This is a genomic window from Acinetobacter calcoaceticus (genome assembly GCF_900520355.1).
GTDB lineage: Bacteria > Pseudomonadota > Gammaproteobacteria > Pseudomonadales > Moraxellaceae > Acinetobacter > Acinetobacter calcoaceticus_C.
In genome coordinates this window covers 1,459,990-1,486,132 of sequence record NZ_LS999521.1, presented here as the reverse complement: position 1 = coordinate 1,486,132, position 26,143 = coordinate 1,459,990, and the positions used below count along the sequence as shown (strand labels likewise).

The 26,143-nt window shown below is 34.6% G+C and carries 33 protein-coding genes and 1 pseudogene; 13 read left to right on the top strand and 21 right to left on the bottom strand.

Annotated features, from left to right (window positions below):
• Nucleotides 1–37 precede the first annotated feature (37 nt).
• The gene (locus tag AC2117_RS07095; RefSeq protein WP_045430848.1) at nt 38–1,606 is read left to right on the top strand and encodes an acetyl-CoA C-acetyltransferase; all 1,569 of its coding nucleotides are present in this window, start codon (nt 38–40) and stop codon (nt 1,604–1,606) included.
• Nucleotides 1,607–1,673: 67 nt separating this feature from the next.
• On the opposite strand, the gene aceI is transcribed toward AC2117_RS07095, so the two are convergent.
• A complete protein-coding gene (gene aceI, locus AC2117_RS07090) occupies nt 1,674–2,108 on the bottom strand; it encodes a chlorhexidine efflux PACE transporter AceI (RefSeq protein WP_026057096.1) in 435 nt (144 codons plus the stop codon).
• A gap of 89 nt (nt 2,109–2,197) precedes the next feature.
• On the opposite strand from aceI, the gene AC2117_RS07085 reads away from it, so the two are divergent.
• The 3 genes from AC2117_RS07085 to leuE all read left to right on the top strand — a co-directional run bounded on the left by AC2117_RS07085 (nt 2,198) and on the right by leuE (nt 4,936).
• Complete coding sequence (locus AC2117_RS07085; protein WP_133972934.1) at nt 2,198–3,091, top strand: LysR family transcriptional regulator; 894 nt, start codon at nt 2,198–2,200, stop codon at nt 3,089–3,091.
• 130 nt (nt 3,092–3,221) lie between these two features.
• Nucleotides 3,222–4,211, top strand: a complete 990-nt coding sequence (gene tal, locus AC2117_RS07080; protein WP_133972932.1) for a transaldolase — start codon at nt 3,222–3,224, stop codon at nt 4,209–4,211.
• 74 nt (nt 4,212–4,285) lie between these two features.
• A complete protein-coding gene (gene leuE, locus AC2117_RS07075; protein WP_133972930.1) occupies nt 4,286–4,936 on the top strand; it encodes a leucine efflux protein LeuE in 651 nt (216 codons plus the stop codon).
• A gap of 53 nt (nt 4,937–4,989) precedes the next feature.
• Here leuE and AC2117_RS07070 read toward each other — a convergent pair whose 3' ends face one another.
• Nucleotides 4,990–5,463 (bottom strand): Lrp/AsnC family transcriptional regulator, encoded by a 474-nt coding sequence (locus AC2117_RS07070; RefSeq protein ID WP_133972928.1) that lies wholly within the window; start codon nt 5,461–5,463, stop codon nt 4,990–4,992.
• A gap of 186 nt (nt 5,464–5,649) precedes the next feature.
• On the opposite strand from AC2117_RS07070, the gene AC2117_RS07065 reads away from it, so the two are divergent.
• Entirely contained in the window at nt 5,650–6,825 is a 1,176-nt protein-coding gene (locus AC2117_RS07065) for a benzoate/H(+) symporter BenE family transporter (RefSeq protein ID WP_133972927.1), read from the top strand.
• Nucleotides 6,826–6,883: 58 nt separating this feature from the next.
• Here AC2117_RS07065 and AC2117_RS07060 read toward each other — a convergent pair whose 3' ends face one another.
• The 3 genes from AC2117_RS07060 to AC2117_RS07050 all read right to left on the bottom strand — a co-directional run bounded on the left by AC2117_RS07060 (nt 6,884) and on the right by AC2117_RS07050 (nt 8,172).
• Entirely contained in the window at nt 6,884–7,327 is a 444-nt protein-coding gene (locus tag AC2117_RS07060) for an RDD family protein (RefSeq protein ID WP_133972925.1), read from the bottom strand.
• Nucleotides 7,328–7,593: 266 nt separating this feature from the next.
• Complete coding sequence (locus tag AC2117_RS07055) at nt 7,594–7,767, bottom strand: hypothetical protein (RefSeq protein WP_133972923.1); 174 nt, start codon at nt 7,765–7,767, stop codon at nt 7,594–7,596.
• Nucleotides 7,768–7,944: 177 nt separating this feature from the next.
• Entirely contained in the window at nt 7,945–8,172 is a 228-nt protein-coding gene (locus tag AC2117_RS07050) for a hypothetical protein (RefSeq protein ID WP_133972921.1), read from the bottom strand.
• 288 nt (nt 8,173–8,460) lie between these two features.
• Between AC2117_RS07050 and AC2117_RS07045 the strand changes: the two genes are divergently transcribed.
• Both AC2117_RS07045 and AC2117_RS07040 read left to right on the top strand, forming a co-directional pair.
• Nucleotides 8,461–8,904 carry a universal stress protein gene (locus tag AC2117_RS07045; protein WP_004643207.1) on the top strand — a complete coding sequence of 148 codons (444 nt, stop codon included), beginning with the start codon at nt 8,461–8,463 and terminating at the stop codon, nt 8,902–8,904.
• Between the two features lie 258 nt (nt 8,905–9,162).
• Nucleotides 9,163–10,749, top strand: coding sequence for an ATP-binding cassette domain-containing protein (locus tag AC2117_RS07040; RefSeq protein WP_197731002.1), 1,587 nt, complete (start codon nt 9,163–9,165; stop codon nt 10,747–10,749).
• A gap of 66 nt (nt 10,750–10,815) precedes the next feature.
• Here AC2117_RS07040 and AC2117_RS07035 read toward each other — a convergent pair whose 3' ends face one another.
• Complete coding sequence (locus AC2117_RS07035) at nt 10,816–11,244, bottom strand: DNA breaking-rejoining protein (RefSeq protein WP_133972919.1); 429 nt, start codon at nt 11,242–11,244, stop codon at nt 10,816–10,818.
• Nucleotides 11,245–11,278: 34 nt separating this feature from the next.
• Nucleotides 11,279–11,365, bottom strand: a pseudogene (locus AC2117_RS07030) (hypothetical protein); the annotation flags it as partial.
• 78 nt (nt 11,366–11,443) lie between these two features.
• Here AC2117_RS07030 and AC2117_RS07025 point away from each other — a divergent pair.
• Entirely contained in the window at nt 11,444–11,950 is a 507-nt protein-coding gene (locus AC2117_RS07025) for a GNAT family N-acetyltransferase (protein ID WP_133972917.1), read from the top strand.
• A 92-nt stretch (nt 11,951–12,042) separates the two neighbouring features.
• On the opposite strand, the gene AC2117_RS07020 is transcribed toward AC2117_RS07025, so the two are convergent.
• The 4 genes from AC2117_RS07020 to AC2117_RS07005 all read right to left on the bottom strand — a co-directional run bounded on the left by AC2117_RS07020 (nt 12,043) and on the right by AC2117_RS07005 (nt 14,369).
• The gene (locus tag AC2117_RS07020; protein ID WP_133972915.1) at nt 12,043–12,405 is read right to left on the bottom strand and encodes a NirD/YgiW/YdeI family stress tolerance protein; all 363 of its coding nucleotides are present in this window, start codon (nt 12,403–12,405) and stop codon (nt 12,043–12,045) included.
• Nucleotides 12,406–12,654: 249 nt separating this feature from the next.
• The gene (locus AC2117_RS07015; protein ID WP_005039828.1) at nt 12,655–12,942 is read right to left on the bottom strand and encodes a hypothetical protein; all 288 of its coding nucleotides are present in this window, start codon (nt 12,940–12,942) and stop codon (nt 12,655–12,657) included.
• Nucleotides 12,943–13,215: 273 nt separating this feature from the next.
• Entirely contained in the window at nt 13,216–13,347 is a 132-nt protein-coding gene (locus AC2117_RS07010) for a hypothetical protein (RefSeq protein ID WP_133972913.1), read from the bottom strand.
• 152 nt (nt 13,348–13,499) lie between these two features.
• The gene (locus AC2117_RS07005; RefSeq protein WP_133972911.1) at nt 13,500–14,369 is read right to left on the bottom strand and encodes a LysR family transcriptional regulator; all 870 of its coding nucleotides are present in this window, start codon (nt 14,367–14,369) and stop codon (nt 13,500–13,502) included.
• Between the two features lie 225 nt (nt 14,370–14,594).
• On the opposite strand from AC2117_RS07005, the gene AC2117_RS07000 reads away from it, so the two are divergent.
• Nucleotides 14,595–15,461 carry a DMT family transporter gene (locus AC2117_RS07000; RefSeq protein WP_133972909.1) on the top strand — a complete coding sequence of 289 codons (867 nt, stop codon included), beginning with the start codon at nt 14,595–14,597 and terminating at the stop codon, nt 15,459–15,461.
• Nucleotides 15,462–15,484: 23 nt separating this feature from the next.
• Here AC2117_RS07000 and AC2117_RS06995 read toward each other — a convergent pair whose 3' ends face one another.
• From AC2117_RS06995 to AC2117_RS06980, 4 genes are all read right to left on the bottom strand, one after another.
• Nucleotides 15,485–15,748 carry a hypothetical protein gene (locus AC2117_RS06995; RefSeq protein WP_042896951.1) on the bottom strand — a complete coding sequence of 88 codons (264 nt, stop codon included), beginning with the start codon at nt 15,746–15,748 and terminating at the stop codon, nt 15,485–15,487.
• A gap of 161 nt (nt 15,749–15,909) precedes the next feature.
• Nucleotides 15,910–17,016 (bottom strand): minor capsid protein, encoded by a 1,107-nt coding sequence (locus AC2117_RS06990; RefSeq protein ID WP_133972907.1) that lies wholly within the window; start codon nt 17,014–17,016, stop codon nt 15,910–15,912.
• Nucleotides 17,017–17,206: 190 nt separating this feature from the next.
• A complete protein-coding gene (locus AC2117_RS06985; RefSeq protein ID WP_133972905.1) occupies nt 17,207–17,449 on the bottom strand; it encodes a hypothetical protein in 243 nt (80 codons plus the stop codon).
• A 608-nt stretch (nt 17,450–18,057) separates the two neighbouring features.
• Nucleotides 18,058–18,372 carry a winged helix-turn-helix transcriptional regulator gene (locus AC2117_RS06980; protein ID WP_042896952.1) on the bottom strand — a complete coding sequence of 105 codons (315 nt, stop codon included), beginning with the start codon at nt 18,370–18,372 and terminating at the stop codon, nt 18,058–18,060.
• A gap of 110 nt (nt 18,373–18,482) precedes the next feature.
• On the opposite strand from AC2117_RS06980, the gene AC2117_RS06975 reads away from it, so the two are divergent.
• Nucleotides 18,483–18,899, top strand: coding sequence for a carboxymuconolactone decarboxylase family protein (locus tag AC2117_RS06975; protein ID WP_133972903.1), 417 nt, complete (start codon nt 18,483–18,485; stop codon nt 18,897–18,899).
• An 85-nt stretch (nt 18,900–18,984) separates the two neighbouring features.
• On the opposite strand, the gene AC2117_RS06970 is transcribed toward AC2117_RS06975, so the two are convergent.
• From AC2117_RS06970 to AC2117_RS06955, 4 genes are all read right to left on the bottom strand, one after another.
• On the bottom strand, nt 18,985–19,560 hold the full coding sequence (locus AC2117_RS06970; RefSeq protein ID WP_133972901.1) for a lysozyme: 576 nt from the start codon (nt 19,558–19,560) through the stop codon (nt 18,985–18,987).
• Nucleotides 19,561–19,744: 184 nt separating this feature from the next.
• Nucleotides 19,745–19,945: a hypothetical protein gene (locus tag AC2117_RS06965; RefSeq protein ID WP_042896955.1), complete on the bottom strand. Its 201-nt coding sequence runs from the start codon at nt 19,943–19,945 to the stop codon at nt 19,745–19,747.
• Nucleotides 19,946–20,201: 256 nt separating this feature from the next.
• A complete protein-coding gene (locus AC2117_RS06960) occupies nt 20,202–20,576 on the bottom strand; it encodes a TonB C-terminal domain-containing protein (RefSeq protein ID WP_133972899.1) in 375 nt (124 codons plus the stop codon).
• Between the two features lie 149 nt (nt 20,577–20,725).
• Complete coding sequence (locus AC2117_RS06955; protein ID WP_133972897.1) at nt 20,726–20,950, bottom strand: hypothetical protein; 225 nt, start codon at nt 20,948–20,950, stop codon at nt 20,726–20,728.
• Between the two features lie 311 nt (nt 20,951–21,261).
• Between AC2117_RS06955 and AC2117_RS06950 the strand changes: the two genes are divergently transcribed.
• From AC2117_RS06950 to AC2117_RS06930, 3 genes are all read left to right on the top strand, one after another.
• Nucleotides 21,262–21,783: a hypothetical protein gene (locus AC2117_RS06950; protein ID WP_133972895.1), complete on the top strand. Its 522-nt coding sequence runs from the start codon at nt 21,262–21,264 to the stop codon at nt 21,781–21,783.
• 358 nt (nt 21,784–22,141) lie between these two features.
• A complete protein-coding gene (locus AC2117_RS06935; RefSeq protein ID WP_227549235.1) occupies nt 22,142–22,501 on the top strand; it encodes a hypothetical protein in 360 nt (119 codons plus the stop codon).
• 100 nt (nt 22,502–22,601) lie between these two features.
• A complete protein-coding gene (locus AC2117_RS06930; protein ID WP_133972893.1) occupies nt 22,602–22,997 on the top strand; it encodes a Fur family transcriptional regulator in 396 nt (131 codons plus the stop codon).
• 43 nt (nt 22,998–23,040) lie between these two features.
• On the opposite strand, the gene AC2117_RS06925 is transcribed toward AC2117_RS06930, so the two are convergent.
• Together AC2117_RS06925 and AC2117_RS06920 are read right to left on the bottom strand one after the other, a co-directional pair.
• On the bottom strand, nt 23,041–23,724 hold the full coding sequence (locus tag AC2117_RS06925; RefSeq protein ID WP_133972891.1) for a Fe2+-dependent dioxygenase: 684 nt from the start codon (nt 23,722–23,724) through the stop codon (nt 23,041–23,043).
• A gap of 94 nt (nt 23,725–23,818) precedes the next feature.
• Complete coding sequence (locus tag AC2117_RS06920) at nt 23,819–26,053, bottom strand: TonB-dependent receptor (protein ID WP_133972889.1); 2,235 nt, start codon at nt 26,051–26,053, stop codon at nt 23,819–23,821.
• Nucleotides 26,054–26,143: the final 90 nt, after the last annotated feature.

Below are 26,143 nucleotides of genomic sequence, written 5' to 3'. Positions count from 1 at the left end.
CGTATAAGAATATCGTTAATATGCTTGGAAAAGCCTTATGAGCAAAACAACTCAAGAAAATCCAGCAGTCGAGAATTCTGCTCAGGAAAAAGTGTCAAATACATCAAAGTCGGCTTCTAACACGGCTAAGCGTAACAGCACTACTCCTAAAGCAGCAACTAATACACCAAAAACGACACGTACTCGTTCAACGACTGCACCTGCACGAAGCCCTCGTAATAAGAGCGCTGCTTCTGCCCCCCCTTCTACATCTTCTAATGTAGCTGCAGCACCAAAAGCAACAAAAACCAAAACTTCTGTTCAACAGGATAAAACCATGAGCCAAAACACTGTTCGCCGCGTTGCAATTATTGGTGGCAACCGCATTCCATTTGCACGTTCAAATACTGCTTATTTTAAAGCATCGAATTCTGACATGCTGACAGCAGCATTGAATGGTTTGGTTGAGCGCTTTAACTTACAAGGTAAGCGTATTGGTGAAGTCGTTGCTGGTGCTGTTTTAAAACACAGCCGTGACTTTAATATGACTCGTGAAGTTGTATTGAGCACAGATCTTGCACCTGAAACTCCAGCTTACGACATTCAGATTGCTTGTGGTACAGGTTTACAAGCTGCTTTTGTTGTGGCAAACAAAATTGCGCTTGGTCAAATTGATGTCGGTATTGCAGGCGGTGTAGACACCACTTCTGATGCACCAATCGCTGTTGGTGATGGCTTACGTAAAGTATTACTTGAGCTCAACGTTGCGAAAACTGGTAAAGACCGTCTTAAAGCATTAACAAAAATTGATTTTAAAAAGCTTCTTGATGCACCAAGCAATGGTGAACCACGTACTGGCCTTTCAATGGGTGAACACCAAGCAATTACTGCATTAGAATGGGGTATTACTCGCGAAGCTCAAGACGAACTCGCTGCAAGCAGCCATCAAAAACTTGCTGCTGCTTATGAGCGCGGTTTCTTTGACGACTTAATCACTCCATTCTTAGGTCTTAACCGTGACAACAACTTACGTGCAGACAGTACAGTTGAAAAACTTGCTAAATTAAAGCCTGTTTTCGGTAAAGGCGAAACTGCAACAATGACAGCGGGTAACTCAACGCCGTTGACTGATGGTGCATCTGTTGTGTTACTTGCTTCTGAAGAATGGGCAAAAGAAAACGGTCATGAAGTTTTAGCTTACCTTTCTTTCTCAGAAACCGCTGCTGTGGACTTCATTGGTAAAAATGGCCCTAAAGAAGGCTTATTGATGGCTCCTGCTTATGCAGTACCTCGTATGCTTAAGCGCGCTAACCTTAAACTTCAAGATTTTGATTTCTACGAAATTCATGAAGCTTTTGCATCTCAAGTATTGTCTACTTTAAAAGCGTGGGAAGACGAAAAATTCTGTAAAGAACGTCTTGGCTTAGATGCACCTTTAGGTTCAATTGACCGCTCTAAACTGAACGTAAATGGTTCATCTTTAGGTGCAGGTCACCCATTTGCTGCAACTGGTGGTCGTATCTTAGCAACTGCTGCTAAATTGATTAATCAAAAAGGTTCAGGCCGCGCATTAATCTCTATCTGTACTGCTGGCGGTGAAGGTGTAGTTGCAATTGTAGAGAAATAATTTCTACATCTAACTACAAAAAATAAGCACCCAAATGGGTGCTTATTTCATTTTAGGATTTATAAATTTAGTGTAGTGAGGCAGCTTTTGCTTCAGGGAAAAACTTATCTTCGATATGGTCATAACACCATTGGAAAATGAAGGTATAGACCAAAATACATAAGGTTAAACCAATATCTAAAATAAGCGCATCAATGACATTCATTTGTAGCATATAAGCAATCATCGGCACTGTTGCAATCAGCAAACCGCCTTCAAAACCAACCGCATGCAAAATCCTTACAGGGATTGTTCTTTCCCAATTATATTTATGCTCTACTTTCTCAAAGTAGTGGTTAAAAATCATATTCCAGAAAACTGAAACCACTGCCATAAACACACCGAGTGTTCCGGTGACGTCCATCGGCATATCAAAAATAAAACTTAATGCAATCGCAATGATGACCAATAAAATTCCTTCATAACTGATTGCATGAATGAGCCTTCTCTTGGAAATCAACATTTTTAAATACTCAATAATACTTGGATAAGACGTATTTTATTTTTATAATATTGATTAATCCAATCAGATTCTTTCAGTTTTTTTGACAGATGAATATTAATCAAGAACAACTACTCATGTTTCAAGCAGTGATTGAAACAGGCTCCTTTTCAGCAGCAGCGCGTAAACTTGGAAAAGTTCCTTCGGCTGTAAGCATGTCTATTGCCAACTTAGAAATTGATCTGAACTTAACCTTATTTGATCGTAAGGGCCGTGAACCCGTTCCTACTGATCAAGCACGGGTATTATATGAAAAAACTTCTCAGCTTTTAATTGAGATGAACCAGTGGAAACAACATGCCCATGCGTTAAGCACAGGTTTAGAAGCTAACTTAACCATTGTGATCGTCTCTGAATTACTACACACTAACTGGACCGACTATATTTGCCTGCTAGAGAGTCGTTTTCCTGACCTCCAAATTAATATTGTTTCGGCACCTCAAGAAGACGCTTTACAAATGTTACTAGATGGTTCAGCCCAACTTGCACTCATGTTTGAACGTGAACATCTGGACAACCGAGAACAATTTGTTGAGCTCAAACGCGAGGCTTTAATTCCAGTTATTGCAAAAAATCACCCACTTGCAACCCAAAATCAGGTTTCTTACGAACAGATCCTTACCACACGGCAAATTGTGGTGGCAAGTCGAGATGAGACGTTAAAACCTGAATTACTGTTTTCAAAACATTACTGGCGTACAGACAACCACCACTCTGCTTGCTTAATGATTTTACGTAATCTAGGTTGGGGAGTTCTTCCGCAAGAAATGTTTAAAGAAAATCCTGAATTAAAAAACAAGCTTAAAGTATTGGATTTATTAGATTTCACTCCAAGATTTGAATATTATGTCGACTTGGTCTGGAGCCGCGAAAGTGAACTTGGTGTAGCAGCCAGATTTCTTATTGAATATATCCGAAAGCAACGAACACAACATGCACCTTAATATTGTTTAAATTTAGATGCATAACCTAAACGTTTTTATTTGAAATATAACAATTGATATATCGACAGCATGAATATACTTTGTGCTATAAAGAAAACATAAGATTTTTTATTGAAGATGTTGAATATCAATGACTCATACAGCACTTGACCAATTAAAAACATTAACGACCGTTGTTGCCGATAGTAGTGACCTTGATGCAATTCGTAAATTTCGCCCTCTAGATGCGACGACCAATCCTTCGTTGATTACAGCAGCAGCAGAACAACCAGAAAGTAAAGAACTCATTGAAGATGCTTATTATCAAGCCAAAGAAGAAGGCTATAGCAACGATGAGCTGATTGAACGAACCATTGATATTTTAACCGTAAAGTTTGGCGTAGAAATTTTAAAGCTTATTGAAGGCCGTGTTTCTACCGAAGTTGATGCTGCTCTTTCATATAACACTGAAGCAACCATTCAAAAAGCACATGAATTATGTGAACTTTACAAAGGTTATGGAATTGACCAGTCACGTATTCTTATTAAAATCGCGTCGACTTGGGAAGGTATTCAAGCTGCTAAAGTGCTTGAAGCGGAAGGGATTGCTTGTAACCTCACTCTGCTTTTCGGTTTACATCAAGCTCAAGCCTGTGCAGATGCAAAAGTAACTTTAATTTCACCATTTGTAGGCCGTATTCTAGACTGGTACAAAAAGGCTGAAGGTGTCGATTCTTATCCAATTGAAAAAGACCCAGGCGTGGTTTCAGTTAAAAAAATCTATACCTATTACAAACAGCAAAATATCCCGACTCAAGTAATGGGTGCGAGCTTCCGTAGTGTCGATCAGGTTCTTGGATTGGCAGGTTGTGATTTACTGACGATCTCTCCGGGCTTACTTACCCAGCTTGAGCAAGATACACGTACAGTTGATGCAGCTCTTGATGCAACTAAATCAAAGCAAGCAGAAGCTATTGTTAGACCAGCTCAAGATGAACAAAGTTTTAAAGACGAACTTAATCATGACTTAATGGCATTCCAGCTTTTACAAGGTGGTGTTGATGGCTTTATTAAAGCTCGTGACCAATTAAGTTTTTTATTACGTCAGTCTTTTGGAATTGATGCAGAAATTAAACCTTAAAAAACTGCACTTTTCATACAAAATCACCGATTTTTGTTATCATGGCAAAAATCGGTTTTTTTATTGGGTTTCTCGTGTTCGGTATAACAGATTTAACAACATATATTATCGGTACGTTCCTAATTGTGTTATTGCCGGGACCCAATTCTCTTTATGTGATGTCAATTGCTTCACGTTACGGCATTAAAACTGGATATATGGGTGCATTAGGTATTTTTACCGGTGATCTCATTTTAATGCTTTGTACCGTACTAGGTGCAGCCTCTTTATTAAAAGCATTCCCATGGGTATTTGTTATTCTTAAATTAACAGGTGCACTTTATCTATCTTATTTAGGCTTTAAGCTCTTACAAGGTAGTATTCAACGATGGAAACAACGTAATCAACCACAACCAGAAATGGCTGATTTACCCGCTTTAGATAAAATTCATCCTTATAAAACGGCATTAAGTATTAGTTTACTCAACCCTAAAGCGATTTTATTTTTCTTATCTTTCTTTGTTCAATTTGTTGAACCCGATTATGCCTATCCGGCACTAAGTTTTTTAATTTTAGCGGTTATTTTACAAATTATTAGCTTTAGCTATTTAACTGCATTAATCTTCTCTGGAATTAAACTTTCAGCATTTTTTAAACAGAACCATAAAATTGCAGCAAGTAGTATTTTTTTAGTAGGGATTCTATTTTTCGGATTCGGTTTAAAACTGGCAACCTCAACAATCTAATAATCTGTACCCTATACGTTTTTGCATTTATCAAGTTAAAACATAATGAACTGCTAAAATGCCAGCATGCCATCTGTTTTAACTTCATTGAGCACAAAAAATGTTCTGACTTGTCTTACTCCCGGTAAAGCAATAATTTTTTCACTATGAAATCGGTTAAAAGCAGCTAAATCTTTAACACGAATTTTTAAAAAATAATCGACCTCTCCCGCCACCAGATAACATTCCAAAACATTTTCCAAATCACCAGATGCTTGTTCAAATGCCTGAAAGCTGTCTGGAGTTGAGCGGTCTAAAACCACACCAACGAGCACCACCGTATCACGCTGCACCATACTCGGATTGATCCGAGCACGCACATCTAGAATCGCTCCAACCTTAAAAAGACGCTGTGTGTGATTCCAACAAGATGAAGTACTTATACCTACCAGTTTAGCCAGTTCAGCATTACTTAAACGTCCATTCTCTTGTAAAGCACGCATAATTTTAAGTTCAAGCACTGTCAAATTTTCAGCCTGTTCTCCCATAAAACAATATCCCAAATTTAGTATTATTTAAGAAAGGAATAATAGCATTATTCAATATTTTGAAAATATTATTTCTATTTTAAGTTAAAAATAGAAAGCACCTTCTTTAAAAAAATTGTTAGATTTACCTAGCTGAAAGCAAAGACAGAAACATATTAATTTTTCAGGGATTTAGAACATTTAGCTATGCAAAAGATTCTTCAAGATTTTTCAATTCCGGCCGTATTTGCTGGCTTTATCACTTTTTTAATAGGTATTAGTGTTTCGGCCATTTTAGTAATTCAGGCGGCTCAAGCTTTAGGTGCTTCACCCGAGCAAATCACCTCATGGTTTTGGGCTTTAGGCTTAGGTATTGGTTTATCAGGATTCATACTTTCTTGGAAATTTAAATATCCTGTAGCGACAGCATGGTCAACCGCTGGCCTCGCTTTAATTATGGCAACAGGCAGTGGCTATAGCTTAAATGAAGCGATTGGTGCTTTTTTAATAGGCGGTTTACTGACTGCTATTTTAGGCTTTTCAGGTATATTTCAAAAAGCGCTTTCGTACATTCCGCAAAGCTTAACCAGTGCCATGCTTGCAGGTGTTTTACTCAAATTTGGTATTTCCCTATTCGCCAGTTTGCAAAATGATTGGGAATTCGTTTTATCTTTGCTGGTTATTTATGTAATAACAAAAAAATTATGGCCCCGATATAGCATTGTATTCACGGCACTTGCGGGTATTGCCCTATGCCCTGTCTTTTTAGAATTTCATATGCCTACACTTCAGTGGTCTTTGGCTAAACCTGTTTGGATTAGTCCTGATTTTAGCTGGTCAGCACTTTTGGGATTAGCTCTGCCACTTTTTGTGATTAGCATGGCTTCGCAATATTTACCTGGAATTGCCATGATCAAGAGTTATGGCTACAAACCAAACGTCAACCAGTTAATCGGCTGGACAGGTTTAACCCAAGTGGTGCTTGCACCTTTTGGTTGTTACAGCGTTAATATTGCTGCCATCAGTGCTGCGGTAAGCTTAGACGATCAAGTCCACCCAGACCCAAGTAAACGATATATTGCAGGCATGAGCTGTGGTCTTTTCTATATTTTAATGGGCTTGTTTGCTGCAACACTGACAAGCTTACTGATGTCTTTTCCGCATATTTTTATTGTGGCTTTAGCAGGTATTGCATTATTTGGTACGATCAGCCACAACATTGCAATCGCATTTGCTCAGGTTGAAGACCGTGAAGCTGCATTATTTACCTTTTTATGTAGTGCTTCTGGCATTCAATTTTTCGGTATCGGGTCAGCCTTTTGGGGACTTATTGTAGGTGTAGTTGTATATTTTATTTTAAAACTTAAAGTCAAAAAAAGTTAATAAAAAAGCGTTCATAGCCCTTATTTCCAATGCTATGAACGCTTTTTCATCTTATTTCTTATAGCTCTCTTACTACAACTGATTTTGCCATTTTGTCATGCCATCCTTGTTTTTTTGCATCAAATGCGACCCAAAAAAGACCAATACCAAAGACTAAAATTGATGGAATATAGCCAATATATCGAATAATACTCTGCATGAGTGTTAGCTTATTACCGGTTTTTTCATCTAAAACTTTTAATCGCATCAATCGTTTACCTGGAGTACCTGCAAAATACAGCCAGCATAAAATTGAATACAATAAAGGAAATATATAGTTCACGATTAAATCGAACCCATAATTTTGTGGTTTCGAACTTAAGCCCGTGGCAAAGACTAGATCATAATCCCCCTGATAAAAAATCCATGCCGCAGGAATAACCGCTAAAAAAAGAATAAGAGTATCAATAATCATTGCACCAAATCTTAACCAGAACCCTGCATACTCATACTTATAAGTCATGCTCACCTCGCTTTGTTATTGTTTAATCGCTACAAACGCTTTTACAATTTTACTTTCATCCTAAATGAAACTTTTTTATTTTTAAATACTTAAATAAATTTAAAAATTTCTACTTTTATATTTTATTGTAATAATTTGATCAAAAAAACGTTATTGCATCAATATTCATCATAAAAACTAATTTAATTATTTAGAACTGAAATTTTTCGTTTCAGTTCTATTGAAATAGTTTTATAGACAACTAAAAATACAAATACATATTATATCTATTTCCAGAATAAAATATCTAATTTAAATTCTTTTTTTAATAATAATGCTGCAAATAATAGAGCTAATCCAATAATAATTAAAAAAACACTTAAACTGAATAATCCACAAATAACAGCTATACTGCCTAATATAGCTAAAACATAAAATATAATTACACTGAGTGTTGGCATTTCAATTTATTCCACTACTTAAAAATAAAAGCAATTTATTCTATCGAGTTTATAAACGATTGCTGTTTTCAAATGTTTGCTACACTATTAATTTGTATCATTATACATTGAACATGTTATTAAACTTATTTAAGTGTTACTTTACTTTAATAACAAGTGATGTATTTCACATAAATTTTATTTAATTTCAAAGTAATGTTTTTCAGTTATAAGTTTAATTTTTAGATTTTTATATAACCGTTCTTTTGAGTCTTCCCGTGAAGGGACAATTTTTTCTGCAAATTTATCTTCGGTCATCAGTCTGGCATAGGTTTTATAGCCAATCACTAACTTTTCGGGTTCTTTACCTGTCTGACGAAACTCTTCAATGAGTTTATTGACTTTCTTTGCTGTTAAATCAGCCATCTTCCTCTCTCCCCTTAATTTACTATTTTGTTATACGATTTCTATATGACAGAAATATGAAGGGTAATTTTTTGTAATTTTCATGTAAATATTATCGATTATTTAGCAATGCCGCTTAGACACCATCAAAACCATTAGGAAAATAAATACAAACAACTGATTTAAAATGATTTTATTTAATTTCTCTTTCTTTTAGTCGAATAGATGTCTACCCAGAATGAAATATGTTAATCTTTAATTAATAAATGCTTCATACATATAACAACTGTAAATAAGAGGAATAACATTATGAATTACCAACATATTATTGTACCTGTCGATGGTTCTGAAATTTCATTAGCAGCAGCAAGACAAGCAGCTCATATTGCAAAGGCTTTTGGAAGTAAATTGACTGCTATTAGCTTAGTTGCGGTAGATCCTTTTAGCGGTGTAGATTTTTATTACATCTCACCTGTTGTAAAAGATTATTTTGTTGAAGCACGCGCAAATGCAGAAAAAACTCTCGCAAAAGTAAAAGCTTTATGTGCCGAAGAAGGTATTGATGCTGAAACTCAAATTATCCAAGGTGAGATTTCTTCAGATGGCATCCTTAAAGCAGTAGAAGGCTTAGGTTCCGATTTGATTGTGATTGGTTCTCATGGACGCAAAGGCTTCCAAAAGCTTATTTTGGGTAGTTTTGCTCAAGATGTTTTAAACAGTACTAAAATTCAGGTATTGGTTGTAAAAGAATAAATTTTTTTAGATGCACAAGACCCAATCTAACGATTGGGTTTTTTAACAAAACCTTTTGTATAAATTTTACACTAGCTAAAAACCCAGATAGAATAGTTTCTCATTCTTCCAATTTCGTGAGTCACGCCAATGAAGTAAGTCTTTTTCTCATCATTTTTTCTTTTTTGATGTGCAAAATAGACTATTTTTTGTGATTTAACGTCCCTGCTTAAAACTACTTTTTCCTATTTTGTACATCCTGTATTTATGAGGTTTTCTATGACTCAGCAGGCATGTGTAATATCACAACTCACTTTAGAATTTTCATCTAAAGTTATGTTTAAAAAATTAAATTTTAGTCTTGAATCGAATCAGATAGCGGCTTTAATTGGCCGTAATGGGCAAGGCAAATCTTTGCTTATGCAAATGTTAAATCAGACGCTTAGCTTAGATTCAATTCTTACATCTGGGCAAATATCGTGGCATATAAAACATGCATATTTACCTCAATTGCATCGGTTAACAGGACTGACCATAGCCGAAGCATTAGATATCGTAGACATTTATCAGGCTTTTAAGAGAGTTGAGGAAGGCGTTGCCAGCTTCAATGATTATGATTTATTGGAAGGCAAATGGGATTTACCCATCTTATGGAATAACTTATTAGAGTCTGCTCATTTGCCCACTGATTTAGACTTTCCCGTTAAAAATCTAAGCGAAGGTCAAAAAACTAAATTGGCATTAAGTTGTTTATTTTTAAAATCAGATCATTATTTACTGCTTGATGAACCCAGTAACCATCTAGATCAGGAATCTAGAAAATGGTTAATTGATCAGTTGAAGAAACACCCCGCAGGTGCGCTTATCATTAGTCATGACCGAACTTTGTTGAATGAAGTAGATCATATTTATCATTTAAATGAACATGGTTTACATCACACAACAGGAAACTATGAGAAATTTGATGAGCAATATCAAACTCATGTAGCAGCTTTAGAGCAATCTATTCAACAAAACCAACGCGACGTTAAACACATGAAGCAAAAGCAACATGAAGTATTAATGAAAGCTCAAAAACGTGAACGTGCTGGGAATAAATTACGCGAATCAAATTCTCAAGCCAAAATTCTGCTCGATTTTAAAAAGGAACAAGCAGGTCAAAGTATTGCGGCTATACAGTCTCAGCACCAACGACAAATTTCAAATAGTCAAAATGATTTAAAAGACAAAAAAATGCGTCTTGAGACCGTTAAGCCACAACAGTTTGTCTTCCCTACTTTCCATAAAAAATCTGGAGAAATTCTTCGAATTAAAAAACTCAAACTAAAATATGGAACTCACAAACCCATAGATTTAGCTGTACAGGCAGCCCAAAAAATCCACATAACGGGTCAAAATGGTATTGGAAAATCAACACTACTTAAAGCAATTAATGCACAGAAAAATCTGCCCAATGAAAGTATGCACTTGTTTGTAGAGTGCTTTTATCTCGATCAAAACTTTAACTTTTTATGTGATGCGATGACTGTTATTGAGAATTTAACTCACATGAATAGCGAGCTTTCAGAATTAGAATGGAGAAATTTATTAGGTCAACTTCGAATTCGCGGTGATAAAAGTACTTATCTCTTATCACAACTAAGTGGTGGAGAAAAACTCAAAGTAGCTTTATTGACACTTAGCCAGATCCACCCTACACCGGAACTCCTGTTATTAGATGAACCGGAAAATCATTTAGATATTGAATCTAGAGAATTATTAGCTACTGCTATTCAGAGCTATGAAGGTGCTGTATTACTCATTTCACATGATCAAACATTTGTGGAAAGTTGTGGCATTCATGAGTCCTTTTCTTTAATCGAATAATGAGTATCTATACCATTTTTCAAATTTACTAGCTCTCATGTGAAAGCTAGTAAATTTTATCAACTATTATTTTTTTACTTTATTTAATATTTCGACATCTAGACTATATTTCACTGTTTTATTTTTACGAGCACTATTACGCATTTGATAAACTTGAACAATATAATCGCCATCCACAGGTAAAGTGAGCTCTCCTTTTGATCCTACAGTTGAGCCAATTAATAATGCATTATCTTTACCTGGTTTTTTCCCTGGTGCAAAAATATTGACATAGGCTAAATTACTAAGACTATTAATATTAAATTTCAATATTTGCCCATTCTTTGCATAAATCCTATATCTCACATCATCATAACCCTGAAATTTTCCAGTTAATGTGGTATGTGTTGAACCTTGTAAAAAATTAACTTTTTGCTCAACATTTTTTGCTAAAACAGTGAAGGATGTAGTTGAAATGAGTGTAGATAATAATAAAGTTTTAATGATTTTTTTCAATTTATAACCCTCAAAATATTTTTAAATTATTATATTAAAAATAATTTTTATAAAATTTTAATTTATGTATGAGTTTCATAAGTAGTAGTTGTTTTTTATAATTAGTAACAAATAAGGTATCTTAGAAATCTAAATTATAGTTTTACTTATTTAAAAAATTAAAGCGTATGATTGTTCAATAAATAAGGAAGAATCTTGAATGAATATTACGATTCGTGATGAACGAAATGAGGATATTGACGCAATAGAAAAACTAACAGAAGCAGCTTTTCAAAATGCTGAGCACACGAGTCATACCGAGCATTTTATTGTGAATAGTTTAAGAAACCACGGACAACTTACAGTCTCACTAGTTGCGATTGAAGATAGCGCTATTGTTGGGCATGTTACTATTTCTCCAGTTCAAATAAGTTCAGGGGAAATGGGATGGTATGGTTTAGGGCCTATTTCGGTTCATCCAAATAAACAAGGGCTTGGTATTGGCTCACTTTTGATGAATAAATCACTAGAAAAATTAAAAAACTTAGATGCAAAAGGATGTGTTTTACTCGGTGACCCCAAATATTACAGCCGATTTGGTTTTAGAACCTATCCCGAACTCATTTTGCCTGATGTGCCAAGTGAGTATTTCCAAGCTTTAAGCTTCTCGGGCAATATTGCTAAAGGGTATGTCAGCTATCATGAGGCATTTAATGCAACACAATAATTAAAAATTTTAATCTTTAAAAAGAAAACTCCTCAGAACAGGAGTTTTCTTTTTTATTTGAGCTGAGCAATATTTATATAAATAATCTGGCTTTATTTAACACGCTCAATCTGAAAAACTTCAATATCGGTAGGCTTAACTCTATGTGTATCCACCTCTCCTACAACACGTACTTTATCTCCAGCTTTTAATTGTAGAGGCTTCCACAAGTCATCATCAATATCAATTACAATTGAACCCGTAGCATCTTTAAACTCAAAATGATCACCAGCAATATGCTTTACGATGGTGCCTGTTAACGTAACACCGGACTCATCAGCTAAAGTTTTTGCTTTAGACACCGTGACTACATTTTTTGTCGCTTCTTTTAACAAAGCAGTATCTGGTTTAGCCAATACCGCATTACTACTCAATAAAGCCAACCCAGTGAGTGTTGCTAAGAATATTTTTTTCATTACCATGACCTACTTTTAGTGTTCTTAGTTATATAAACAAATTCTTTTAAAGTTATAGATTTAGCTTTTGTGATTTTTTGTATCTTATTAGAGTCTTTGTTTAATGAGGATGAATAAAAATACCAAATAATTTCTTTAAATTTTCTCTTCCGATAACTATTTTATAGCGTATTGTTGTGTCGTTAATTTACTTAAGAAAGAGTTTTCCTTAAGTAAATTAAACTGACTACTAAAAATATCTCTTAATTGTTAAACGACGAGTTGTCCTAAATCCAATAAAACATTCATGGCTTCTGTCTCGTCTGTTGTTTGCATAACAATCATTCGATCATATGAAATTCCACCAATCTCAATATAAATTTTCGGATGTGGAAGCTGAGGAATATAGACTTTTAGGGGTTGATAAAGAGCAAGAAGATAACCAAATGAATCATAAGGATAATGATCATTTTTTAATGTCTTCTTTACCACAACATAAGTATTCAATATGTCTAGAATAAAACCATATTCATTTTCAGAATGAAATTTAGCATCCATACCCACCTCCTTGATTAATTAATATTTTTATAATCAAATTTAAAGGTTAAATTTCTGATCTGATGGCATTTGAATCAATTTATTTTAAATATAGGGTTATATTTAAAATGATCCGTGTTGAATATAAATATATTTAAAACCAACCATACTAGTCAACATATTTTGAACAGTGCCATTAAAAATAAATATTGTGAGTTACAAATCACATTTTCAGATGATAATAAAAAGATATAAAAAAGCCCATCTTACGATGGGCTTCGGTATTCATCTGGGTTATGAATCATTGTCCATTGAATGAGGGGTGGTCGTTTTATCTTGCTGTTTTGTATCATTTTCACCTTGGCAAGCACTCACACTTAAAGAAATAATGGCAGCTAAACTTAAGGTAGCCATAATTTTTTTCATATTTCACCTCATAAATTATTCAGATAGTGAGTTAATAAATACTTTTTATTAGTTTTACGTTCAGCATACGTTTCTAGGCTTTTTTGTAGATTTAACGCAAAAATGTAAAGCTCTTTCGTTTTATTTTTAAATATCAACTTAATATTTGGCGATTAAACATTAACAGAATGTCTGAGCGTTTTAATGAGTAATTCATATAAGTGATCTACAGCTTTTGACTCTAAGGATGACCGACTTCGATAAACAGCAGTCTCCATAGGCTCTAAAGGTCCTAGGCCATGATCAGCACCTAATATGGTTAAGTGTTCAGGTGCACTACACTGCGTGAACACGGCGATTGCTAAACCACTTTCAACTGCTGCGATTTGACCTGCTAAACTTGAACTATTGTATACAGCACGATAACGGCGTCCTTGTAATGCTAAAGAATGAATAGCACTCTTTTTGGCTTGGCTCGTACTTTCATAAACTGCAATTGGGAGTGGGTCTTCTCGCCAGAGTTCAAATTGTGGAGAGCCTACCCATACCATTGGTTCATGAAATAAAAGTGTACCTTGACGAGCGTTATCTCTCGAAATTAAAGCCAAATCTATATCACCACTCTCTACTCGTGGAATTAATGAAGTCGATTGCTCACAGATCAACTCGATTTCAACACCTCCATAACGCGGCGCAAAACGCTTAAGTACGGGTGTTAAATATTTAGAAGCATAATCATCGGGCACTCCAAGGCGTATACGACCCGTTAATTCATCTCCATGAAATGCCATTTGTGCTTCTGCATGCAAATCGAGAATACGGCGTGCATAGCCTAAAAGTAGTTGCCCTTGAGAGGTTAATTCAATTTGTCTGTGCGTTCGTATTAAAAGTTGGCAATGTAGTGCTTCTTCTAATTTTTTTAACTGCATGCTAACAGCAGATTGTGAACGATATAACTCAGGCGCCGCGTTTGATAATGAACCAGTATCTACTACTGTGACAAAACACTTTAGCCAATCAATTTGTAAGTTTTTTATATTCATTACAATGTATCTATTCGATTTTCAAATAGTATATAAAAGAATTATGCGCTTTTCTTTATTTATTCTCTCTTCCATACTGAATTTAGAAAAAGGTAAAACAATTCACTTTTGTTAAAGAAACTATCTGTGAATTGATTAATGTCTAAATCACACGGTAATAGCAACACCTACTAACAATTTCATCATTTCGTATTTCTTAGGTATTATGCACTAGGAGAAGGTTTTATGCGCCTAAATAAACAGATGCTTGCATCACAAAGTGCAACATCCGCTTTTGTTTTACTCTGGGGTAGTGCCGCAATTTTTACTCGATGGGGCCTTGATAATGCCTCACCCATAGCATTATTAATTCTGCGCTTTTCTACTGCTTTAATTATTCTGTTTGTACTTGCTCTTTTTAGAAAAAGACTTTTACCCAAACATGGAACTCGAAAACAAGTTCTGCTTACTGGCCTTCTTATTATTGCTGGTTATTCGATATGCTACTTTAAAGCCATGGCGTATGGGGTCACACCTGGCTTAATGGCTACAATTATGGGAATACAGCCAATCTTAACGCTTTGTCTTATTGAAAAGAGTTGGCCAAAAGAAAAACTTTTGGGCTTATGCATTTCATTGGCCGGACTCATACTTTTAGTGTGGAAAAGCCTGTCAATGTCATTTATTGCCCCAATTGGAATGCTATTTGCCTTGACTGCCCTCCTATGTATGACTTTTGGGGCCATCATGCAAAAGAACATTCAACAAGCCCCTACAGATGTCTTACCGCTACAATATATAGTCAGTCTGGTAGTCTGCCTGTTTTTGGTTCCTTTTGAACATTTTGAAGTACATTGGAATTCACAACTGATTATTTCTATTTTATTTCTTGGAATCTTAATTTCTGTAGTAGCCCAGCTTTTACTTTATCGGCTTTTAAATCAGGGCAATATTGTAAATGTGACAAGCCTGTTCTATCTGGTTCCTATTGTTACTGCAATTTTAGATTTTTTAATTTTAAAAAATAAGTTACCGCTGGCAGGCTTAATAGGAATGATTGCAATTTTGCTAGGCTTAATGCTTGTATTCAAAAAAAATAAAGCCCTCGACTGAAGGCTTTATTTTAAGTAATAAATTTAATCTAAATTTTTCCAGTTTTTACCAATTTGAGCTAATGCTGGAAGTTCATCACTATTAAAAACATTAGAATTGCGGTCAATAGCAAATCGATAGATGGGTACAGAATCAGCTTCAGTTTTCTTAAAGAAATTGAAGTTTTCAGTAGGGTGATAATTACCAACTTCTGTAGATTTCATTGCTGTTCCTGAGGGTATATGAATATAACTTTCACACTCTACTTCAACATTATTTCCAGCAAGATCTTGGTAGGAAAATTTCATTTTTTCATCCCTTTTAAATTTTTATGATTGAGAAAAACTTAACATGCTATGTGATGAAATTACTGAAACTTTTCTCAACTAATTGTTTAAGTATGTATGTTTAGTTAAAACTAGAATTTATCAAAAATAAAAATCTTATTTCCAAATGCTTGTGCTCTAACTCACAATCCCAACACTTTAAAAGCTCGCTCATCAAGTTCTTTAAGCTCTTCAAGCGTATATAACCGCCCTTCTGGATCAAAGAACTTATCAAAGTCAAATTGCCCTTCTTTATATAGTTGATACCTTTTAGGCCCTAACCATTCTTTTTGAAAGAAATTATCTGTCAGCTTAAAAAACTCTTTAAAAGAAGTATTTGCATCTAGCTGACCAGTTAATTGTTCACGCTCATCTTTAGGAATATCCTTAAATTTCCTCTCATCCATAATGAAAGCTCGATTTCCAATAAGCTGACCATCCTCGTGAGTTGGAACTAAAATACTGCGGCAATGCGGATGCAAAGGAGGAACTTTTTTTGTCGGGTCGTCAAGCTGCCATACCGTACCATCAAGTGCAGCGCATGTTTTCGATGTTCTACCATCAAGAACACTTACAAATCTGACATATTCAAACTTTAATTGTTTATAGCTATTTAAATATGCCTGATTAGATATATGGCTTCGAATCGTACGTACAGTTCGTTCAATATCAGCTTTAGTACTATTTAGTAGCCCATCTTCATATTTAAGGCGTTTAGTTCCATGAATACGCTGAACAATTTGCAGGGTTGTAGCGGCATTGTTAAGACCATCACGAATCGCATATTCAACTCTTTGGCGAGCAACCTCAGCAATTTTAGAGAGTAACTCATCAACTAATGCTCCACCTGCTAAAGGAACACGTTTAGCAGCTTTATAGAGCTGCTCGCCTTTTAATTCTTTATGTTTACCACCAAAAATTTTTGACATATATCTGGCTTCATATACAGCCAATGCCACAGCAGATATTGTAAAAGTGTCAGTCAGAGCTTCATTAATCAGATTAAACCATTGAGAAATAAGTGTACGTATCTTTCTTAAATTAGCGGTTGAATAAACGCCACCAGCCAATGCGGCTTTTTCCTTCTCATTTAGCTCATCTAACAAATTTCCTAACTTAGTAAGCATATTAACCGTTTCAGAATTAAATAAATTGAGAAGTTCATTGACTGATCTTGAAGATGCCCGATATAGATAAGCCTGATGTTGAGTCAAGATATCAAAAAGTGTTTTCTGATGAAGATTAACCATAAAAATTTACCTCTACGGAAATGCTTTTTTATTATTTTGTATTTGCCTATTTCACCTTATGTCATTTGCTTTCATTTATATTGTCAGTATCTCTAGAACAAGTTATGACTAACAAGCATACCTACGTAAAGTTATTTAGCTAAATGCTCATCCTTGTAATGCATATTTTAAAACGTAACTAATGTCTAAGCTAAATAGGATCTTTCATGCTGAGTAAAACAGCATTACTCGGAATACTTTTAAGTATTTTCTTTTGTTGTTTTAGCCATTCTTTATAAAATTTTTTATCAAACTGTTCCAAAAAATTGTCTTTATGCTTTTTACAGGAAGCATCGCCCATTTTTGTAGATAGTACAGACGGCCAATTGTTTAATTGGGGTGTCAAAACAGCATTACTCACCATTGAAAGTTCTTCTAATCTAATTAAATTCATCTCTACTTCCTTGCCTACCTCTAGCCCCGTCATTCTTCAATAGATTCATATAGAATTTTATCTTGAATAATTTACAGACAGCTATGGTTTTACTTACTAAGCCAATCTAATCGGAGCCCACCCACAAATACCACACCCTCAAAAAACCAAAGTGCAAATTTTGTGTATTGGCTTATCAAAGATGTAAGTTGCAATAAGAACGAATAAATTGAGTTTAAATAGAATGAGGAAGATAGTTAGAATGTTTTCTTCTTTGTTGCTTCAATTTCAGATATACTGAACTTAGTATGAGATGAGCCTTATATAGTTCATTGCTAGATCAATGAACGACTAAGCCCTTCGCTTTCGAGCAAGGGCTTTTTTAATGCCTATAATTTGAGAAAAATTATGCTCATATGAACTGTCCGGTCGACCATTAGTTTGCCTTTATAGCGCAGGTCTGTTAGATTGGTCTTGTTCATTAACTCCTATTGTTGATGAATACTGAAGCCTGATTCGTAGCATCAGGCTTTTTTACGCCTAAAATTTGTATAAATGATCCTGTTAAAATAATGACATACGATCTCGGCCTGAGCTAAAAACTAAATAAAACTATAAAATAAACCGCATTATCTTATTTTTAGCCAAGAACCAACTTCTTTTAGCACATCAACTAAACTGTTTAATTTCTTGCCATCTTCCGTCAATGAATACTCAACTTTAACAGGAACTTCCGCGAAAACTTCTCTGTTAATAAACCCTTCTTCTTCAAGAAAACGTAATTCTAAAGTTAACATCCGTTGAGAAATATTAGGTATTGCACGTCTTAGCTCATTAAAGCGCATAGGTCTTTCGATGAGAAATGAAATAATTAACATTCTCCAGCGACCACCTAATACTGTCATTGCCTCTTCTACAGAACAGCCAGAAATATTATCTTTCATTGATTAATTAAGTATAAAAAATATACCTATATAACAAAATAGTGCCTAATTTACAATCTATACCTAGTGCTAAATAATAGTTTTTTATCTTGAAAAGACTGGCCTATATTATGGAATATAAAGAAATTGCTAAAAAAACGATTAGCCATTTGTACTCAGCACATGCATCTATTCGTAACTCAGGCATTGATCCTCAAATAATTGCTTTAGCTGAGTTATATGTGTCACAAATCAACGGCTGTGCTTACTGCTGCGCTTTTCATGCTCAGGAATTAAGGGATATGGGACTAAGCCAAGAAGTCATTGATAAAATTCCGGGCTATAAACATTCGAATGTCTTTTCAAAGAAGCAGCTTCTCGCTCTTGAACTTGCAGAAGCAGTCACTTTTCTATCTGAAAAAATTGAAACTGTAAAAATTCAATTAACCGAATACTTTAGTGAAAGAGAAATTGTAGAGTTAACGACCAGCATTTCACTCATGGGAGCATTAAACAGGCTTCGAATTACTTTAGGTGATAAAAGTTAATCCAATTAATTTATATATGAAAAAGCCCAGACTATCCGAGGCTTTTTCATGTCTTTTTGATAAGTTTAATAAAAAATTGAGGCAACTATTTTGATGATAAAAATAATTTCTTTTCGATTGCACGACGATTAACGAGTCCTTGCAAACGCTTACCGCCTGCATTTACCCAGACATCAAACTGGTTTGCAGCCTCCTTGTAATCACCTAAATTTAACTTTTTGAGTAAAGTCGAGTTTTTAAAGGCACCTACCCCAATGTTATAAGTTAGAGATACTAATGCATCAAATTGATTCTGTTTTAAAGGTACTTTTACAGAACTATTTACGGCACGTTCAAATATCTTTAAATCATGCTGCATATAGGCTTTAGCCTGATCAAGCGTGCATCTGTCTCCTTCACTTACACGCTTACCATTAGGATATCGTGTCGTGCCATATCCAATAGTCCACACGCCATTACCATCATCATAAGCTCTGAGTTTTAACCCTTCAAAATTACAGATCAGATCTATTCCTCCTAAACTAAGAGACATCTCATCAACGGCGACGCCTATCAATTCATCGCTATTATCAGTTGCCGTAGCAATGAGGTGACCCGCTGCTGCATCTTGCTGAGACTTGGCAGTAAAAAATTTGCGGAGATAATCCAATATTTTTTGCATTTAATGCCCTATGATCTTAGTTTTTATCTATAACTCAAAACGTAATATACATCTCTACGCTCATTGCGTAGTTCTTAATTTTTCGAGTCATTAATGATAATGATTAATTAACCTCGGGCATATCGTACTATTCAGATAAAAGTCAAACCTATTAAAAATGCCCAATATTGAATTGGGCTTTGAATTATTCTTCAACTTCTATGGGATCCCCATCTTCAGGACGAATGTGCCGCTCGCCATCATCTGCGGGATCTACACTTGAGCCATCTTTTGTAATACTGTTATATAATTCATCCTCTTTTTTATCATCGATAAATTCTTCATCAGCAAATTCAAGAGGCTCTTCATCATCGTCAAAATTTAAGGGTTTTTCTTCATCTATCATGAGATTCATCCTTTACTTAACTTGTGTCACTCCATGCTTAAATAATTCACGGATACATTCAATACCAAACAATCATCATTTGTGTAACTGACACTTTAAGATACATTTACCCCTCTAAAATGGGATTACTTTTTCTTTTAAAGGAAATATTAATAGCGATTAAACTAACTAGTTTCGGTATTCATAAAGCTAGAGAACAAATTTATATACTTAAACAATTCTAAATTCACCCCCCTCATGCTTAAGAAGAACTTATTTATTTCGCCTGAAATTTCATATTGAATTTTCTTGCTTGTTTTCTTACTTCAGGATTTGAAGGCAAAGCAAAGGGGCTTGCACGCCAGATCGCTTTTTCAATACTTGTTTTAAATTTCTGTTCTTCTTTATCTAAAAAGATGATTTGCTCAATTTCACCACTGTCAGTTAAAAATACTTTAACGCTTGCACTCATGCCAGTAGAAGACTTTGGAATATCCCATATTTTATAAATTTTCTTTTGGTATTGCTTTTTATATGTCTCAGCCTCTGAAGTAATTTTATTATCAGTCACTTGAACAGGAATGACCTGTTTGTGACCAGTCGTACACCCAACTAATAAAAATAAAGAAGCAATAATACTGAAGTTTTTCATTTAAAATACCTTTTTTCAATAATTAAAATTTAACAGTTTAAAATTTAAAAAACCACCCGAAGGAGGCATTAATCATTGATTATCTCTAGTCAGCAAAGGTAGTAAGTCGTCCTTATCTACCTTTGCTTCGATTAATGATTTATTTTTCTTTAAAAAGGGGCTTCATAACGGATATTCATGTTTGAATTTTCTGGCATATTATAGATATCTTGATCTGTAAAAATTCCATGATCAGGTGTTTTAAAACTATTAAAAGCTTTATTTTCTGGAACAATTGGAGGTTTATTTAAATAATTTTCTTGAGAATTATATGTAGAGGAAGCACAGCCAATCAGCCCAAAACCCAATAAAGATATAACTAAAAATGTCTTCATAAATTTCGCCCACTGTTATAAAAACCACACAATTTAACAAATTGAATCGCAGTTGTCACACCGAAACTATTTAGTAATACTTAACAATTAATTTAAAAGAAGCATTATGAAAAACAGAATCTGTTACGGGACAGATATTAAAATTAGATAATAGCTAATATCCTAAAATTAAAAATATTAGATCTCATCTTATATAAAGTTTTTTTTGAGCGGAACTCTCAATAGAACTCCGCACAAACCAGTCCATTCATCATATTATTGACCAGATGATCAAATACTCTGAAACTTAAACCTTTAAAAATCCAACTTTAATGTTACAATACAGTGATTTACTCAATTTCAATTGGACTTCAAAAGAAATGAATAGATTGTTATTAACTTTTTTATTTTTAAATATTAGTCTTTTTTATCCCGCAGTATTTTCTGACACAAATACGTTTCAAATGAAACAAGAATATAATCACCCTCAATTTAATAAGCACAAAAGCATTCTTGAAGTGAACGTGAGTTCTAAAAACCATCAGTTTAATGGGCAACCGAAAGACTTTTCTAATTCTGCCACCAATAATCAAAATGTAGATTTTTTTGAAATTGCAAAACAGTATCAAGAAAATGAAGCTAAGCCGTCCTACTCTACTGAAGAAACAGTCAATATGAGTGATCATGAGCGTAGTCTTTACTACATTAGAAATCATGATAATGTGAATATTCAAAGAGAAATTCGTGGCCAGCAATTTAGATCACTAAAACAACAGCGAGATAAAGGTGTCATTTCCAATGATGTATACAAAGAAAAGGTCTACAAAATCTTAAGCCAACCTTCTTTTAGATAAGTTAGAAGTCCTCGCTAGAGGGCTTTTTATTTAGTTTAATATTCACCTAACTATTACTTTGCAGCTTGAGGCGGATTTCTAAAACTAATAACGATAGTTAAATCTACAAGTTCTTTTTCATCAAATACAGAATAGACAAGCTGATATACGTCATCAGGCACTGCGGTTGTAGAGACTTTAGTTACTGACTCAGCCCAAGCTAAACCCGCTCTGACCTACCTGATAAATTTTTGGCTTCTCCTTATTCACTTTAGACTCAATATTATCCTCAACCACATAGGCATATAAAAGGTGATTTCACATGAATATGAGAATATAAGCTCCATCACTATATTTACAACTTTCAATTCAAGAGTTTATGCATGAAGGTCATTTTTTAAGACATTCAAGACGAACAAAGAGAACCTATAGTGCTCGGCGTGATGAACTAATTAAATGTTTAAAACAATTTAATCTGCAAACCTACACTGCTGGCTTATCAGTACTCATCAATTTACTGCCCTCATTAGTTGATCAAAAAATTACCAATGAAGCATTAGCGATCAATCTGGCTCCCGCTCCATTATCCCTCTGGTACCAAAACCCTAAAAATACTGTTTCAGGTTTAATGTTAGGTATGGCTTTCTTCGAAAAAGAATCGGCTTCTAACTTTTATCATTTGAATTCAGCATTTTTACTTTTTCTCATAATACTTTTTATACCAAATGGTTTACAATAAAGATTAATATCATTGGTTTTCAAATAGATTTTTTTACCCACTACTAAAAAAGCCTTAGTAATCAATTTAAATGCAAATAAGCCATTAGCAGAGGAACTAAATGGATTATCATCAAGAGTTAATTGAAAATGGTTTATCAGCTACGCCTTCGCGAGTTGCTATTTTTCGTTTTTTACATGAGAACGATAAAGGAATAACCGCAGAAGAAATATATCTGTTATCCCAAAAGAAAAACCTAAAAATAAGTCTAGCTACTACATATCGTACTTTAGCGGAACTTGAACATAGAAAATTAATTAAAAGAGTTGTTTTGGGTAAAAGTAATAGAGGAATTTATAGACCAGCTTCTAATAAAATTAGTTTAAATCTTATTAATACAAAAACTGGCAAATCTCATCCTTTCGAATATGATGATAAAGTAGAAGAACTATTAGAATGTTTGTTGAAAAAAATTGATGAAAAAGCATTAAATATTGAAGTAAATGTCTATAAGTAGCATATTAAATAATTTACGCTACTTAGCTACTCTTCTTGCTTGTTTAAACATCAGCCCACTTACGGATTAAGTTGTGATAAGTGTTTGTTAAGTTCAAAACTTCTTTGTGATCATCACCTAGTTGCATACGTAAGTTTTGAATAGTTTGATCTAGATTAAATAACATATGTCGCTCTGCATCATCACGAATCATACTTTGTACCCAGAAAAAAGATGCTATACGACAGCCTGAAGTAATAGCTGTCACTTCATGTAGACTAGTAGATGGATACAAAATCATGTCACCAGCAGGCAATTTAATTTCATGATAACCATATGTATCTTCAACAACTAACTCGCCACCTTCATATTCCTCAGGCTCGCTTAAAAAAATAGTACAAGACAAATCTGTTCTTAAACGCTGATTACTACCACGTATTAGCCGTATTGAATTATCTACATGAAAACCGAACGACTCATGATTTTCATAGCGATTAAATAAAGGCGGTATGATATTTAGTGGAATTGCAGCAGATAGGAATAATGGATGTTTTCCTAAAGCATCAAGGATGATATTACTCAATTGATGAGTTAGAGGATGATCTTCAGGCAATTGCTGATTATGTTTTACCATAGCCGAAAGTGTACCAGCAGTGACTTTTCCATTCACCCATTCTACTTTGTCCATTTCTTGACGGAAAAACTGGACTTGTTCTTTACTAAGTACATTAGGAATATGGTGAATCACGGCGATACCTCTAAAAATAGCTCTAATTAATAAAATAGCCTCAAATTGAGGCTATTTTAGGTTACTTCTTAAGACTAATAATTTTTTAAACTTATTAGTATTTGAAGTTAACTGATACTACTGCACTACGTCCTTCTGCTTCAGTTGCATAGTGTGAAGCATACGCTTTAGTAAAGTAACGCTTATCAGATAAGTTATTTAAGTTAAGTTGCAAGTTAACATTCTTGTTAACGTCATAACGAGCCATCGCGTCATAGCGAACATATGATGGAGCCCATTTTGTATTAGCTGCATCACCATATACTTTGTCAGCATAGAAAGCCCCAGCACCTAAAGTAAATTGTGGTAAGACTTTATATGTAGTCCACAATGATGCTGAGTTTTTAGGTACGTTTGGAAGTTGCTTGCCTTTAGCTGCATTTTCAGGAGTACATACACCAGCACGGCTACAACTTGGCCCTGGATCAGTATTTTCACTGTCCAAGTACGTATACCCTGCACTAACAGCCCATTTATCAGTGATATTACCATTTGCTGAAAGTTCAATACCGTCAACTTTACTATCACCACCATTGGTATAAGTGCTTGAATCAATTTGAATACGAGTATTTTGTTTTTCTGTACGGAAAATGGCAGCAGTCAAATTAAGTTTTTCGTTTAAAACGTTCCACTTTGTACCAAGTTCAATTGTTTGGCTTTCTTCTGGTTTAAGGTCCATATAAGCTTGGCCAATTGACTCAGAACCGTCCCCACCATCAACACCTACAGGGTTGGCAGAAGTTGCATAACTTGCATAGATACTACCGTTTTCAGTAGGTTTAAAAGTTATGCCTGTATTGTAAGTAACAAAATCTTTATTACTTTCAATTTTTGCTCCTGTGGCATTTGTAACCTGTTCAGTATCAAACTTATCCCAACGAACCCCTAAATCAAGTAACCATTGAGGATTAAACTCAATATTATCCAATAGATAAACAGAAGTATTTTTTGTAGTCGTTGTCGTTGTTGCTTTATTGGCGATACGGCCACCTAACCACACATCTTTAGAATTAGGATTAGTTAATGAAGTACACCATGCATCATTAATAGCACAGTCACTATTAAAACCGCCTGTTGTAGAGCCTGCATAACCTGGATATGTTGTTGAGTAGCTACCTTTATCTGACTCTTGATCACTATATTCTGCGCCAATATTGAAACTATGCTTGATAGCTCCAGTATTAAACTTACCTCTTAAAGATAATTGGTCAGTGAAAACATCAGTGTCTGTAATTCGAGAGTTGATACGACGCCAAACTTTGCCGTTTGCTACATTACCTTTTGAATCATCTGGTTGAGTCCAAAGGTAATCATTTTTTGATTTGCTATAGAGTAAGGTGTTAGCAAGAGTAAGATTTTCATTTAAATCATGCTCTACTTTAAAAGTACCAATGTGATTTTCTTGTTTTTGGAAATCACGACCTTTTAAACCATAGTAAATACCTTGTTTAACATCTACTGGCTTGCCAACAGTGGCTTTTTTAGAGGCATCATAATTATATGGAACACCTGAATCTGGAGTGTCATCTGATCTTAGATAGTAGTAACTTAAGGTCGCACGTGTTGGTGTATCTAATCCAAATGTAATACTAGGCGCGATACCTACGCGTTTGTATTCAGCGCCATCACTCTGCCCAGCTTTCTCATTTTTGTGTCCCATTAAGACAACGCGAGCAGCAGTACCATTACCAAAGTCTTTATTACCATCTAAGGTGATACGTTGGTAGTTATCGGTACCTGCTTGCACAGAGCCTTCTAAAGAGTCACCTTTTTTAGCAACTTTAGAAATCATATTGATGCTACCACCAACAGAACCTGCACCGCCCATAGAAGAAGCAGAACCTTTAGTCACTTCAACTTGCTCAATCGCAAACATTTCACGGTTTTGTGATGATGCATTACGAATACCATCAACATACATTGAACTTTCTGAGTTATAACCACGAATAAACGGTCGATCACCATTCGGGTTACCGCCTTCACCAGCACCTAAGGTAATGCCTGGTACAGTACGAAGTGCATCACTTAATGTATTTACTTTCGTATCTTCAATAAGTTGTTTAGAAATTACCGAAACTGATTTTGGTGTATTTAATAAAGGTGCTACGAACTTAGAATTAGCCGATTTATCAACTTTAAGGCTCTGTGCAACTTCTGCATCTGCTTGAACATGAATTAATGGAAGTGGTACAGAATTTTCTGGCGCAGCCATTGCAGTTGTAGCTACAATTGATAATGAAGAGGCTATTGCTGATTTAGCAATCTTCTTGCGAGACTTAATAAATTCCATATGTATTTTGTGTCTTCATGTAAATATTAGCGCGAATAATAATGATTATTGATTATTAAAACAATAATTTAATATAAAAATACTATAACA

Excerpts from the sequence above, each read along its gene's own strand:
- AC2117_RS07095 (WP_045430848.1), top strand. The coding sequence starts at position 38 with ATGAGCAAAACAACTCAAGAAAATCCAGCAGTCGAGAATTCTGCTCAG.
- aceI (WP_026057096.1), bottom strand. The coding sequence starts at position 2,108 with ATGTTGATTTCCAAGAGAAGGCTCATTCATGCAATCAGTTATGAAGGA.
- AC2117_RS07085 (WP_133972934.1), top strand. The coding sequence starts at position 2,198 with ATGAATATTAATCAAGAACAACTACTCATGTTTCAAGCAGTGATTGAA.
- tal (WP_133972932.1), top strand. The coding sequence starts at position 3,222 with ATGACTCATACAGCACTTGACCAATTAAAAACATTAACGACCGTTGTT.
- AC2117_RS07070 (WP_133972928.1), bottom strand. The coding sequence starts at position 5,463 with ATGGGAGAACAGGCTGAAAATTTGACAGTGCTTGAACTTAAAATTATG.
- AC2117_RS07065 (WP_133972927.1), top strand. The coding sequence starts at position 5,650 with ATGCAAAAGATTCTTCAAGATTTTTCAATTCCGGCCGTATTTGCTGGC.
- AC2117_RS07060 (WP_133972925.1), bottom strand. The coding sequence starts at position 7,327 with ATGACTTATAAGTATGAGTATGCAGGGTTCTGGTTAAGATTTGGTGCA.
- AC2117_RS07055 (WP_133972923.1), bottom strand. The coding sequence starts at position 7,767 with ATGCCAACACTCAGTGTAATTATATTTTATGTTTTAGCTATATTAGGC.
- AC2117_RS07050 (WP_133972921.1), bottom strand. The coding sequence starts at position 8,172 with ATGGCTGATTTAACAGCAAAGAAAGTCAATAAACTCATTGAAGAGTTT.
- AC2117_RS07045 (WP_004643207.1), top strand. The coding sequence starts at position 8,461 with ATGAATTACCAACATATTATTGTACCTGTCGATGGTTCTGAAATTTCA.
- AC2117_RS07040 (WP_197731002.1), top strand. The coding sequence starts at position 9,163 with ATGACTCAGCAGGCATGTGTAATATCACAACTCACTTTAGAATTTTCA.
- AC2117_RS07025 (WP_133972917.1), top strand. The coding sequence starts at position 11,444 with ATGAATATTACGATTCGTGATGAACGAAATGAGGATATTGACGCAATA.
- AC2117_RS07020 (WP_133972915.1), bottom strand. The coding sequence starts at position 12,405 with ATGAAAAAAATATTCTTAGCAACACTCACTGGGTTGGCTTTATTGAGT.
- AC2117_RS07015 (WP_005039828.1), bottom strand. The coding sequence starts at position 12,942 with ATGGATGCTAAATTTCATTCTGAAAATGAATATGGTTTTATTCTAGAC.
- AC2117_RS07010 (WP_133972913.1), bottom strand. The coding sequence starts at position 13,347 with ATGAAAAAAATTATGGCTACCTTAAGTTTAGCTGCCATTATTTCTTTA.
- AC2117_RS07005 (WP_133972911.1), bottom strand. The coding sequence starts at position 14,369 with ATGAATATAAAAAACTTACAAATTGATTGGCTAAAGTGTTTTGTCACA.
- AC2117_RS07000 (WP_133972909.1), top strand. The coding sequence starts at position 14,595 with ATGCGCCTAAATAAACAGATGCTTGCATCACAAAGTGCAACATCCGCT.
- AC2117_RS06995 (WP_042896951.1), bottom strand. The coding sequence starts at position 15,748 with ATGAAATTTTCCTACCAAGATCTTGCTGGAAATAATGTTGAAGTAGAG.
- AC2117_RS06990 (WP_133972907.1), bottom strand. The coding sequence starts at position 17,016 with ATGGTTAATCTTCATCAGAAAACACTTTTTGATATCTTGACTCAACAT.
- AC2117_RS06985 (WP_133972905.1), bottom strand. The coding sequence starts at position 17,449 with ATGAATTTAATTAGATTAGAAGAACTTTCAATGGTGAGTAATGCTGTT.
- AC2117_RS06980 (WP_042896952.1), bottom strand. The coding sequence starts at position 18,372 with ATGAAAGATAATATTTCTGGCTGTTCTGTAGAAGAGGCAATGACAGTA.
- AC2117_RS06975 (WP_133972903.1), top strand. The coding sequence starts at position 18,483 with ATGGAATATAAAGAAATTGCTAAAAAAACGATTAGCCATTTGTACTCA.
- AC2117_RS06970 (WP_133972901.1), bottom strand. The coding sequence starts at position 19,560 with ATGCAAAAAATATTGGATTATCTCCGCAAATTTTTTACTGCCAAGTCT.
- AC2117_RS06965 (WP_042896955.1), bottom strand. The coding sequence starts at position 19,945 with ATGATAGATGAAGAAAAACCCTTAAATTTTGACGATGATGAAGAGCCT.
- AC2117_RS06960 (WP_133972899.1), bottom strand. The coding sequence starts at position 20,576 with ATGAAAAACTTCAGTATTATTGCTTCTTTATTTTTATTAGTTGGGTGT.
- AC2117_RS06955 (WP_133972897.1), bottom strand. The coding sequence starts at position 20,950 with ATGAAGACATTTTTAGTTATATCTTTATTGGGTTTTGGGCTGATTGGC.
- AC2117_RS06950 (WP_133972895.1), top strand. The coding sequence starts at position 21,262 with ATGTTACAATACAGTGATTTACTCAATTTCAATTGGACTTCAAAAGAA.
- AC2117_RS06935 (WP_227549235.1), top strand. The coding sequence starts at position 22,142 with ATGCATGAAGGTCATTTTTTAAGACATTCAAGACGAACAAAGAGAACC.
- AC2117_RS06930 (WP_133972893.1), top strand. The coding sequence starts at position 22,602 with ATGGATTATCATCAAGAGTTAATTGAAAATGGTTTATCAGCTACGCCT.
- AC2117_RS06920 (WP_133972889.1), bottom strand. The coding sequence starts at position 26,053 with ATGGAATTTATTAAGTCTCGCAAGAAGATTGCTAAATCAGCAATAGCC.